11 protein-coding genes are annotated in these 11,456 nt (G+C 41.5%); 6 read left to right on the plus strand and 5 right to left on the minus strand.

Translation table 11 applies throughout. From position 1 onward, the window contains the following. Window positions 1-198: 198 nt before the first annotated feature. The 3 genes from HGG78_RS17700 to kdgR form a co-directional block, all read right to left on the minus strand. Window positions 199-912, minus strand: coding sequence for an exonuclease domain-containing protein (locus tag HGG78_RS17700; protein WP_053308894.1), 714 nt, complete (start codon window positions 910-912; stop codon window positions 199-201). Window positions 913-914: 2 nt separating this feature from the next. Continuing rightward, complete coding sequence (locus tag HGG78_RS17705) at window positions 915-2,786, minus strand: DUF294 nucleotidyltransferase-like domain-containing protein (protein WP_172533674.1); 1,872 nt, start codon at window positions 2,784-2,786, stop codon at window positions 915-917. A 78-nt stretch (window positions 2,787-2,864) separates the two neighbouring features. After that, a complete protein-coding gene (kdgR, locus tag HGG78_RS17710) occupies window positions 2,865-3,647 on the minus strand; it encodes a DNA-binding transcriptional regulator KdgR (RefSeq protein WP_053308896.1) in 783 nt (260 codons plus the stop codon). Window positions 3,648-3,912: 265 nt separating this feature from the next. On the opposite strand from kdgR, the gene kduD reads away from it, so the two are divergent. The 6 genes from kduD to HGG78_RS17740 all read left to right on the plus strand — a co-directional run bounded on the left by kduD (window position 3,913) and on the right by HGG78_RS17740 (window position 8,028). Beyond that, on the plus strand, window positions 3,913-4,674 hold the full coding sequence (kduD, locus tag HGG78_RS17715) for a 2-dehydro-3-deoxy-D-gluconate 5-dehydrogenase KduD (RefSeq protein WP_053309051.1): 762 nt from the start codon (window positions 3,913-3,915) through the stop codon (window positions 4,672-4,674). 23 nt (window positions 4,675-4,697) lie between these two features. Then, complete coding sequence (locus HGG78_RS17720; protein ID WP_172533678.1) at window positions 4,698-5,219, plus strand: YgjV family protein; 522 nt, start codon at window positions 4,698-4,700, stop codon at window positions 5,217-5,219. A gap of 17 nt (window positions 5,220-5,236) precedes the next feature. Beyond that, on the plus strand, window positions 5,237-5,560 hold the full coding sequence (locus HGG78_RS17725; protein ID WP_053308898.1) for a cupin domain-containing protein: 324 nt from the start codon (window positions 5,237-5,239) through the stop codon (window positions 5,558-5,560). 45 nt (window positions 5,561-5,605) lie between these two features. Continuing rightward, complete coding sequence (locus tag HGG78_RS17730) at window positions 5,606-6,244, plus strand: RpiB/LacA/LacB family sugar-phosphate isomerase (RefSeq protein ID WP_053308899.1); 639 nt, start codon at window positions 5,606-5,608, stop codon at window positions 6,242-6,244. A gap of 208 nt (window positions 6,245-6,452) precedes the next feature. Further along, on the plus strand, window positions 6,453-7,379 hold the full coding sequence (gene kdgK, locus HGG78_RS17735) for a 2-dehydro-3-deoxygluconokinase (protein WP_172533675.1): 927 nt from the start codon (window positions 6,453-6,455) through the stop codon (window positions 7,377-7,379). A 25-nt stretch (window positions 7,380-7,404) separates the two neighbouring features. Beyond that, window positions 7,405-8,028, plus strand: coding sequence for a bifunctional 4-hydroxy-2-oxoglutarate aldolase/2-dehydro-3-deoxy-phosphogluconate aldolase (locus tag HGG78_RS17740; RefSeq protein ID WP_172533676.1), 624 nt, complete (start codon window positions 7,405-7,407; stop codon window positions 8,026-8,028). 290 nt (window positions 8,029-8,318) lie between these two features. On the opposite strand, the gene HGG78_RS17745 is transcribed toward HGG78_RS17740, so the two are convergent. Then, a complete protein-coding gene (locus HGG78_RS17745) occupies window positions 8,319-10,535 on the minus strand; it encodes a right-handed parallel beta-helix repeat-containing protein (protein ID WP_172533677.1) in 2,217 nt (738 codons plus the stop codon). 95 nt (window positions 10,536-10,630) lie between these two features. Next, entirely contained in the window at window positions 10,631-11,347 is a 717-nt protein-coding gene (locus HGG78_RS17750) for an oligogalacturonate-specific porin KdgM family protein (protein WP_053308903.1), read from the minus strand. Window positions 11,348-11,456: the final 109 nt, after the last annotated feature.

Genomic DNA, 11,456 nt, shown 5'->3' on the forward strand with positions numbered 1-11,456 from the left:
TTCCTTACTTTACTTAAATGATGAATGTATTTTGCGCAAATTCATCACCTATAGAGCAAGGTCGATGCCAACCTTAAGATTGTTTAATTTCAATGAGTTATACTGACAAATAAAACATATCGAGCAACAACCTGCCTAGCATAAGCAACTTTTTGCTCTTACCTACCAATAATTACTCCATCCGCTTTACTGTTCAGCTCAAGAAGAAAGTAATTGATGTAGCAAGGGGGTTTGGTGCTTAAACAGTGATTTGATCTGCGCGGTAAATAGTTCACTCGTCGCCAAGGCATCAACTGCAGCTGAGTGCTCAGAGTAGGAAGGAAGCAGATAGCGATCACGAACGTCTCTCAATTGGAAACCAGAACGACTGTCAGTTTTACCTTTATAGGAAAACTGCTTTTCGATATGTATCGTATCTAGCCACAAGCAGGGAAAACTCTTCATTCCTAAGTGCTCTTGCACAAACCTATCTAAAAAAGTTCTTTCGATACACGAGCCATGAACAACTGGGACTTTCCCTGCTAACTCACTAAATAGGTTGTCCATAGCTTGGGTAATCACGACGCCATCTTTAAGCATTTTCGGCGTAATATGATTGATAATTGCAGATTCAGCTTTGATAAATTGTGCATGATTAATAAATATCTCACTCGCACTAGCAGCATCAATTTCATTGAGTGTAAAAGGCACCATCCCAATACTCAGGATGAAATCACTCTGAGCATTCACCCCTGTGGTTTCAAAATCGAATGCGACAAACTCAAGCTCAGATAAACGAATATCGAGCGGCGGCAAAGGATGCCCTAGATATTGACTGAGTCCAGCTAAACTTCGCTGTTGTTCGGACAACACTTGGTGGTGTTTATACACTTTATTCCAAGGGTTAAAATGCCGCTTGAATGCCTTTAACATCGTTACCCCTTCAAAAATCTTAATTTCGCCACATCTTGTAACTCACTGATAATTTTAAACGCGTCCTTCAAATGCTTACGTTCAAAGCTACTAAATGTGTTTGGTTCGATATGGTTATTGACATCTTTACCTTCACGTAACGCCTGTAACTGGTGAGTAAAGCGCACCTGGGTTATGAATTTATGAGCGCCAATAATATTTTTACAGCTATCTTCGGACATCGTTCCTTGAGCTGCGGCAAAGATAAAGCGCTCTTCTGTTCCAGTCATCGAACCACCGGCTGCCAAACTAAAAATACGTGCTAAATCAATAATTAAATTCAGTGCATATTTTTTGATATTCAACGTTTGACTATTGTCTCCTCCTTTTTCGAGCACCAAATTATTAAAAATGCCAAGCGGTGGTTGTGTGTCAATCGCATCACGTACCAGTGCAGGTAAGAATGACGTACTTTTTTGAATACAATGATGCAAATGCTGCTGCATCTGATCGACTAAATCACTATTGCCGTAAATAGAACGCACTTCCAAGAACACACTGATACTTAATAATTTATTATATTCAGGGCTGGCAACCCACTTACGATAGTATTCTTTCCATGTGCTTAGCGGTTGGCACCACTTGGGGTAAGCTGCCATGTATTTACCATCACACAATGGATAACCACACGCGGCTAAACCATTGCAAACTTTCATGGCTAAATGCTTGAAATACATCATATCTTCTGCTTTAGCATCGTCGGCCAACACCAATGCACTATCTTGATCGGAAAGCATATGTACTTCATTGCGAGCATGAGAACCAGCGACTATCCAAGCATAGTCGCAAGGAGCGGGGCCCAGCATCGCTTCCGTTATTTGTAGTAGGCGACGAGTAAATGCATCCATGATCATCGACATAACTCTGCCTTGAATTTCCGCACTGACACCGCTTTCTACTAGAGATTCAAAGATGGACTGACGCTCTGATTTCAATGCAGCTAATGCATTGACAGAACTCGCATACTTGATTTTTTCGATTAAAAACAAAGCTTGAGTACGGTGGTTATGCACTAAATGTGAGGTGGTCAATAAGCCAACGACTTCTTTATCTTTTAATACAGGCAAACAGCGAATGTTGTATTGCAACATGATGGAAATCGCTTGAATGACTTTGTCTTCAGCCTGAATCAATTGTGGGTTTGGTGTCATCACATGATGAATAGGTAAAGAGATATCAATCCCGCTAGCAACAACACTCGATGTCATATCTCTGTCGGTTACAATGCCAACAATTTCTCCAGCGAATTTTACGACCGCGCAAGAACTACGACGGCCTCCAGTACCACACATTTTTTGCGCCACGTCTTGAATCGTAGCGGTAAAATCAACAATGGTGATGTTCTCACTAGCAATCTCACCCACCCGGCGGAAAAACAGCCCTTTTTCTTCTGCACGGCAAACATCATTGACCGCCGAGCTCAGACGAGTTTCCGCTTTAGCCGCAAAGTAATGAGCTATGTCTGGATGCTCGTCACAAACCTGCAACACCACTTTATGTGGAATGAGGTAGAGCAAAGAATCTTCCATGGCTTGCGCGCGGTAGCCATCTTCGCTGTCTTTCAAAGGCGCTAAGAAAGTAAAACCAAACTGATCTTCCTCTCCTAAACGAGCACGCAGTTGTCCATCCGGTCGCCACTGCTCAATCGCCCCTGTGCGGATAATATAAAGATAGCGATCTTCACATAGCGCACTAAATTCGATCTGTTCACTTTGCGCTAAGTAACGAACTTTGACTTGATTAGACAGTGACTCAACAATGTCTCGAGGAAGCTTATCAAATGGATCTAATCTGATAAGAAAATCATAGATATTTGGAGTTAACGATGTACCCACAATAACCTCGCATTTTAAAACACCGTTTCGATAATTTATTGTACTTCAAAAAAAGCAGCTATCAAGCTGCTTAATTGATTAAACAGGATAATTCCGGAAACCTAAATGCCCAGAAATATTACGGCAGGCACTTTGCAGTAAATCGACATAGTAAGATTTACGTTCTTCTTCAAAGCGAATAGTCGGTAACGAAATAGACAGCCCAGCAATCACATTGCCAAAGCGATCGTAGATCGGTGCAGCGATACAACGAAGACCCGGCTCTTGTTCTTCATTATCTTCAGCAAAATGCTGACCGCGTACTAGTTCTAGTTCACTCAAAAGTTGATCAACGTTTTCGTGTGTGCGCTCGGTATGCTTAACGAATTCAACATCGCTCAGTAAACGGCGAACGTACGATTCTTCACGCTCAGCTAATAACACCTTACCAATCGCAGTACTATAGAGTGGGTTGCGTCGGCCAATACGTGACTGCATGCGTAAGTTGTAACCAGAATCAATTTTGTGGATGTAAATAATACCGCTTTCGTCTAATGCCCCTAAGTGCAAAGCTTCATTGGTTTGCTCAGAAATATGGTGCATTTCTTTATCTGCAAGAGAGATAAGATCAACATATTCTAAAGATTTTGCACCCAATTCAAAGAGCTTCAATGTCAAAGAATACTTATCAGCTTCTCCTTCTTGTGAAACATAACCCTGAGATTTCATAGTTTGAAGAAAACGATAAGTGGTTGCTTTAGACATCATCAAACGTTGTGATAGCTCTGAAACACCCACTTCTTTTTGCTCCGCGAGTGCTTGCAAAATACTAAACACTTTTAGCACTGAGGATACCGATTCAGGCTGTGTGGATTTTTCCATAGTCTTTCCTTTACAACTGTTATAACTATTAATTTCCCAACATTATAACCCCTCCCATTTGGTAAACCAGTTTTTTTAAAAACGCTTTTCATAAATTTGAAACCACGCAAACTTAACGCTCAAAAAGACGATCGCCATCAATATTTTCAAAACAGCTTTTCAAAAATATTTGTACAATATTTCTTTTTGATTTATCTTAACCATAACTTCAGTGAGCGCAGGCTTCGATTCGGTCACTAAATTCGACAATATTGAGGAAATAAAAATCATGCTTAATTCATTTAATCTGAAAGACAAAGTAGCGATCGTAACCGGCTGTGATACAGGTTTGGGGCAAGGTATGGCGCTTGGTCTTGCAGAAGCAGGCTGCCGTGTTGTTGGCGTTAACTATATTGAACCAACTGAAACCATTGAAAAAATGAAAGCGGCAGGCCATACATTTTTAGATGTACGAGCCAACCTTCTTAAACAAGAAGATATTCCACACATCATTGATCAAGCTATCACTGCGTTTGGTAAAATTGACATCTTAGTGAACAATGCTGGCATTATTCGTCGTGAAGATGCCATCGAATTCTCTGAACAGAATTGGGATGATGTAATGAACATCAACTCTAAGACCGTTTTCTTCATGTCTCAAGCGGCTGCTAAGCAGTTTATCGCCCAAGGTCATGGCGGAAAAATCATCAATATCGCTTCAATGCTTTCTTACCAAGGTGGTATTCGCGTGCCTTCTTACACCGCCTCTAAAAGTGCCGTGATGGGTATCACTCGTGCGATGGCTAACGAATGGGCACGTCATAACATTAACGTTAATGCGATTGCACCGGGCTACATGGCCACCAACAATACAACGGCACTACGTGCCGACGAAGAACGCAATGCCGCAATCCTAGAACGCATTCCTGCAGACCGTTGGGGTACACCTGAAGATGTTGCTGGTCCTTGTGTTTTCCTAGCATCAGAAGCATCTGCGTACATCAATGGCTATACGATTGCTGTCGATGGTGGTTGGTTAGCTCGCTAAGATCATGACATTCATGTAAGGAAATAAATGTGGAATTATCATTAGCTCAAACGTTAGGATTTGTGAGTTTAGCCTTAGGTATTTCCACGTTTTATCAAAAAGATGATCGTAAGCTAAAAATCATTATGTTCATTTTCAACTTGAATCATCTCTTACATTATTTTTTATTAGGTTCAATGTTGTCTGTGCTTAGTGCCTTTCTTTCCGCACTACGTACAGCAGCCTCAATTTATACTTCTTCAAAATATGTTGCTGCGCTATTTATTAGTATCAGTCTCGGGTTAGGTGTTTACCTAGCTCAGCATTGGTGGGATTTGTGGCCAATTGTTGGAACAACAATTGGAACATTTGCTATTTTTATGCTCAAAGGTATAGCCATGAGAGTTGCCTTCTTGGTAGGCGCAACATGCTGGCTAATTAACAACATCTTAGTTGGATCGATTGGCGGCACTTTACTTGAACTAACTGTCATGACTATGAACAGCATTACTATCTATCGATTAGTCCGAGATCAAAGACGTTCATTGATAGCGCAAAACCTATAAAAATAGGAAGATAAACCATGTTTGTTTTGAACAAAGATATCCCTTTAGAAGATTTGGGAGCGGGAATTTCTCGCAAAATATTAGCACACAGCGACAACATGATGGCCGTTGAAGTGCATTTTGAAAAAGGGGCGATTGGCACAATGCACAATCATCCTCACGAACAGCTGACTTACGTTTTATCTGGCGAATTTGAATTCACCATTGGCGAAGAAACGAAAATCGTCAAAGCCGGCGACACTATGTACAAGAAACCAGAAATCATGCACGGCTGCCGCTGCTTAGAAGCAGGAATTCTGATTGATAACTTTACGCCAATGCGTAAAGACTTTTTGAAATAAGATTAATTAAAAATTGCTAGGCGGCATCGCCGCAGGAGAAACACCATGAAAATTGCACTAATGATGGAAAACAGCCAAGCAGCAAAAAATGCGATGGTTGCAGGTGAACTAAATACCGTTGCTGGCGGTCTAGGCCACGAGGTATTTAACCTAGGTATGACCGATGAAAACGATCATCATCTGACCTACATTCATTTAGGTATTATGGCGAGCATCTTGTTGAACTCTAAAGCGGTAGACTTCGTTGTTACAGGTTGTGGAACAGGTCAAGGCGCAATGATGTCTCTTAACTTACACCCAGGCGTGGTTTGTGGTTACTGTCTAGAGCCTTCTGACGCTTTCCTATTTAACCAAATCAATAACGGTAATGCGTTGGCTCTAGCATTTGCTAAAGGCTTTGGTTGGGCTGGTGAACTGAACGTTCGTTATATCTTCGAAAAAGCGTTTACTGGTACTCGCGGCGAAGGTTACCCACTTGAGCGCGCTGAACCTCAACAACGTAATGCTGCAATTTTGAACCAGGTAAAAGCGGCAGTAACGAAAGATAACTTTGTTGATGCACTACGTGCGATTGACCAAGAACTTGTTAAAACAGCCGTTGGTAGTGCTCGTTTCCAAGAGTGCTTCTTCAATAATTGCCAAGATGCAGAAATTGCAGAATATGTTAAAACACTTGTCGCGTAAGCTTCCATAACGCTCATTTATCGGGAAATAAATAGAACGTTTAAGCCAACCACTGCGGTTGGCTTTTTTTGTTTCAGACGGCCAATAATGCAACATCGATATCAATCAAGATCGTAATCACAAATAAATGAACCAATGTTTTGTTTTTATTGTTAAGCCATTTCATGGCTGCAATAATATCTACAATTAATGTTTAGGAGACATTTCAATGTATGTAAATAGAATCGCAGTGATCGGTGAATGCATGGTCGAACTGCAAAAACATGGCGAGCTATACAAACAAAGTTTTGGTGGCGACACATTAAATACCGCCCTTTATCTTTCACGTTTAACTCATCATCACGAAATCACCACATCTTATGTTACAGGTCTAGGCAAAGATCCATTCAGTAAGCAAATGCTGCAAATATGGCAAGAAGAAGGGATTAACACCGATTTCGTTCATTTATCTGAAGATAAATTACCGGGTTTATATACGATTGATACCGATGAACACGGTGAGCGCAGCTTTTTCTATTGGCGTAATGATTCAGCAGCAAAATATTGGCTTAGAAACCAAGCCATTCTTAGCCTAGTGCGTAACTTATCTCAACATCAAATGATTTATCTCAGCGGTATTAGCCTTGCAATTTTACCTGAAGATTGTCGCCAAACACTGATAGAAATCCTGACACTTTGCCGCAAAGAGGGTGTGAAAATCGCCTTCGATAATAACTACCGCCCTGCGCTGTGGGAAAATGTTGAAACCACTCAAGCAGTATACGAACAAATTTTACGTATTACTGATATTGCTTTTTTGACCTTCGATGATGAACAAATGCTGTATGGCGACACTGAAGAGCAACAAGCGATTGAACGCACCCAAAACTTTGGCGTTGCTGAAATTGTGGTTAAACGTGGGGCAGATGATTGCTACGTTATACAAAATGGAACATTAGTTTCTATCCCCACCATACCAGTATCCACCATTGTTGACACAACCGCGGCTGGTGACTCATTCAGCGCAGGTTATTTAGCCAAACGCTTGACTGGTGGAACTCCTGAACAATCCGCTGTCGCTGGACATACATTAGCAGGCACGGTTATTCAGCATCGAGGTGCCATTATCCCTCGTGATGCAATGCCAATTATTTAGATCATATAACCAAAAGGATTCTCAGATGAATACGATCAACCAACAACTGGCCGATATCAAAGTGGTTCCAGTGATTGCAATTAAAGACGCCAACAAAGCGGCAAAACTGGCTCAAGTGCTGATTGAAAATGGCCTGCCTTGTGCTGAAATCACATTCCGTACAGAGCAAGCAGCTCTCGCCATGAAAAATATGCGCGAAGCTTACCCACAAATGCTGATTGGTGCAGGAACGGTTCTGACGACTGAACAAGTAGACCAAGCGATCGATGCTGGCGTTGATTTCATCGTCAGCCCAGGGTTTAACCCAACAACGGTAAAATACTGCCAACAACGCAATATCTCGATTATTCCTGGTGTCAATAACCCAAGTTTAGTTGAACAAGCAATGGCAATGGGCTTGGATACACTGAAGTTCTTCCCTGCCGAGCCTTCTGGTGGTGTGGCAATGCTCAAAGCGCTAACCGCCGTATACCCGATTAAATTCATGCCAACCGGCGGCGTTAGCCCAAGCAATGTTAAAGACTATCTTGCTATTCCCGCGGTTCTTGCCTGCGGTGGTACATGGATGATCCCTAATGACCTGATCGACAATGAAAAATGGGATGAGCTAGCAGCACTGGTTAAAGAAGTGGCTAACGTCATCGCTTAGTAAAGTTCAATTATCTATCTGTTTACCTACATTGGCTTATCTATTTTAGTGCAGTGAATGAGTACAAGTCCGTGAACATGTATTTATTCACTTTTATAGCAAGCCAATTTTGGCTCACACCTCCCCCCAGTCGTGTGAGCCTTTTTTATTCTAAATAACTTGACGTTGTGAAATAAGAGGTGAACAAACGAATATGACCAGTTATTGACTTCAATGGCGTAATGCATTGTAAACAGAAAAGGCTAATCACATTCCTGAGATTAGCCTTTAACTTCGGTACTGTTATTTTACTAGTTCATGTTTAATATTTGACGAATTTTTTGTGTTTGCACTTTCCCTACATCCGCATCATCTTCTTCAACCACAACGGCTTGTTTGAGACTGTCGAGTTGTGATAAGTCAACTGCCTCACCTTTATCATCGACAGTCACTCCATCAACAATAAAACGGTTTGCTTGCAAACTCTCCGCGCTCACTACATCACTGTATTGGCTATCTACATAAAAGCGATAGGATTGATTATTAATAAAGGTACCTTGTTTACCTGCGGCTTCATAAGGACTTTTACGGAATAAGTAATTGAAACGCACGTTATCAATCGCCACATTGTTTTCTAAGGTCAATGCACCGGGGTTAAAGTTATCGGTAAAACCATCCATGTTATTGCGAAATGCCACACTATTTTTCACAATATGTGCCACAGGTAAACCCTCCCCACCCAATTTAAAGCCATTACCACGCGTGCCACCTTTAACTGGCACATCCATCGTTTGGCCATTCATATAAGCGACAGAATCAACAATCGTCACAACACCGTTTGCTCCATCTTCCACCTTATTGAAAAGATCCCATCCATCATCGATGTTGTGATGCGAGACGCAACGGACAAAGGTGTTACCATCACCAATACGCATTTTCGCAGCAAAACCATCGGCGTTAATTTGTGATTTGTCCATGTTGTTAAAGCTTTCACTATCAACCACTGTGTTATAACTTGCCCACAGCGCGCGCCCTAATTTTTCTGGTGAAGATATTTGGAACCCAGTATCCGGAGCTCCATGCGTTACCATTTTTTCAAAGTGATTATGGCTACCATGTACAATCGTTTGTGCACCAAAAACTTCTATATTTGACACATTCCAGTAACTCGCTTCATGTAGGTATTCCCCAATAAAACGTACATTATTCCCAACTGCTTTCAGTGTTTTCATTTTGTCTGGAGTACCACTAGCAGAAACCGGTAACTTCAAGCCATCATAATCACCATCTTCAAGCAAAATAGTGCCACCTGGCGGAAGTAATTCAATCGCTTTTTGCAAGGTAACTCGACCATCAGTACCTTGTGGATTAACTCGAATTTCCATTGGATTTTTTAAGGCGACTTTATCTACTTGATACTGGTAACTGATTGGCTGAAAATCGGGGCCTTCAATTGGAGTATAAATCACTTGAAATTGAGTCTGTGCCTCTTTTAGCGTGGTATTAAAGCCAAACATATCGCCCGCAGGGATTGACTGCTTTTCAACAATAACCTGACCATTTTGGGTAACACTGTAGTTACCACCATAGTTTGCACGCGCTTGGATCGTATAGTTGTTCAGCGCTGATTTATCTGAGGAGGCTTGCTGTAGCACGGGCTTCTCAATCGAAGCTTGATAACGAGGTGCGTCAACGGTATTAGCATTTTGAAGTGTCAACTGAACATCACTAACTGCCATTTTGACATTACGGGAGGCAAAAAAGCCCACATATTGATGAGCCGGATCCTGCATTTCAACAATGTTAGCATTAGCACCTTTGACCACCTTAGTTTCAACTACCTTACCGTCATCAAAACTGACTAAGAAACCTTCATCGGTTCTAGTAAGTGTCATCTTGTACGGTTTTCCTTGACCAAAATCGACACCCTTAACATATGCGTCGCGCCCCATGCGATTACCCGCCGTTCCCCAGGGTTGGTAGATCCCCTCACGGTAGGTTGCATCGATATTGACTAAACCATTTTGTTCTTTCTTATTAGCTCTAACAAGATTCATCACCATGTTAGAGGCTGATGGAAACTCCTCCAGCCCCGCAGGCTGTGGGTCAAGGCGAGGCTCACCTAGGATATCTCGCACCATTAAACCCGCACCTTCTTGACGGTTTGGCGATGACCCAGTTTCGGGGCCTAATTGGTCGATAACAACTGTCGCTGATAATGTGAAGTTCACATTGGTTGGCAATGTAGTGTAATAAAACGTCCCTCCCTCATGAGAGTTGGCAATTTTACCACCACGACTTTCAATGATGAATGTGTCAGCAATATTACCAGGAAGCACCGCTTTACCACCGGCTAACACTTCATTAGTACCCACTTTTTCTGGCAAAATAGTGGAACCAAAATTAAGGTCTGTCGATTGACCAAAAGTGATAGCCTGCCACGTGCTGCCATCCATTTTATCAACTGAAGTCGAACATGCAGACAGCATAAAAGAAGAAATACACAATGCGAGAAGTTTTATTTTCATAACAATACCTTTGAAAAAAAATGGCTAACCACGTCAACCGTGTTAGCCATTTTGATTAAAAAATGTAGACAAGTATTAGGAGCTAACAGGGGCACTTAGAAACTGTATTTCAGGCCTACACGGTAGCGAGGTGCGTAATCATCTTTACCCTCAGCATCACCAGCATTGACTGCCACCATGCCAAATTCTGCAAACGGACGCCATCCACTTTCAAAGCCCGTATATTCCGCGGCAAAGTTAACTAAATTTAAGTAATTTTCGTCACCTTTGTAGCCAGAACTTGCAGACTGCTCAAGTTTGTATTCGATATCAATACCAAGTTTAAAATCACTCGCCTTGTAGCCACTGGTCAGGTTGAATTGACTATAGTGCGAATCATCTTTACCTGAATCCTCAGTCTTGTTGGCATCGCCATATCGATAACGAAGAGCAATATCCCACTTGTCAGTCAGCTTTTGAGTACCTTTTAAATTAAACTTATGTGTCACACCGCTGTTATTAGAATCAGCGGCATAAGATGGTTGCAGTGTGAAAGTCTCTGTCACTTTATAGTTGTAACTTAACCCCACTTCGTGGCCTGAATCATGCAGTTCACCAAGATCAAAACCTTCTCCTTTTGGATTTGCCCATTTAACTTCAGCGCTCAAACCAAGACCATTACCAAATCGATGAGATATAAGCAGGCGATCTTTATGCTGAGATTGTGCATCACCTTTTCCGTCTTGATATTCATGGCGGAGATTTAAATCTGTTGCATTTGCAGCAGTTGCAGTCAAACCAAGTAGGACAGCAGCAATAATATTATTTTTCATAATGAAACACCGTTTCGTTTTATTGGATAAGCAATTTCAATCTATTAGTTAAACTTATATTTGAAAAGTAAATATTTGAAAAAATGTGACCAATACAATAATAAAACAC

Source organism: Vibrio aestuarianus (genome assembly GCF_012395185.1).
GTDB lineage: Bacteria > Pseudomonadota > Gammaproteobacteria > Enterobacterales > Vibrionaceae > Vibrio > Vibrio aestuarianus.

What these genes read in the sequence shown, in the direction of transcription:
- HGG78_RS17740 (WP_172533676.1), top strand. Translation starts at nt 7,405, where the DNA reads ATGAATACGATCAACCAACAACTGGCCGATATCAAAGTGGTTCCAGTG.
- HGG78_RS17750 (WP_053308903.1), bottom strand. Translation starts at nt 11,347, where the DNA reads ATGAAAAATAATATTATTGCTGCTGTCCTACTTGGTTTGACTGCAACT.
- HGG78_RS17725 (WP_053308898.1), top strand. Translation starts at nt 5,237, where the DNA reads ATGTTTGTTTTGAACAAAGATATCCCTTTAGAAGATTTGGGAGCGGGA.
- kdgK (WP_172533675.1), top strand. Translation starts at nt 6,453, where the DNA reads ATGTATGTAAATAGAATCGCAGTGATCGGTGAATGCATGGTCGAACTG.
- HGG78_RS17745 (WP_172533677.1), bottom strand. Translation starts at nt 10,535, where the DNA reads ATGAAAATAAAACTTCTCGCATTGTGTATTTCTTCTTTTATGCTGTCT.
- kdgR (WP_053308896.1), bottom strand. Translation starts at nt 3,647, where the DNA reads ATGGAAAAATCCACACAGCCTGAATCGGTATCCTCAGTGCTAAAAGTG.
- HGG78_RS17730 (WP_053308899.1), top strand. Translation starts at nt 5,606, where the DNA reads ATGAAAATTGCACTAATGATGGAAAACAGCCAAGCAGCAAAAAATGCG.
- HGG78_RS17700 (WP_053308894.1), bottom strand. Translation starts at nt 912, where the DNA reads ATGTTAAAGGCATTCAAGCGGCATTTTAACCCTTGGAATAAAGTGTAT.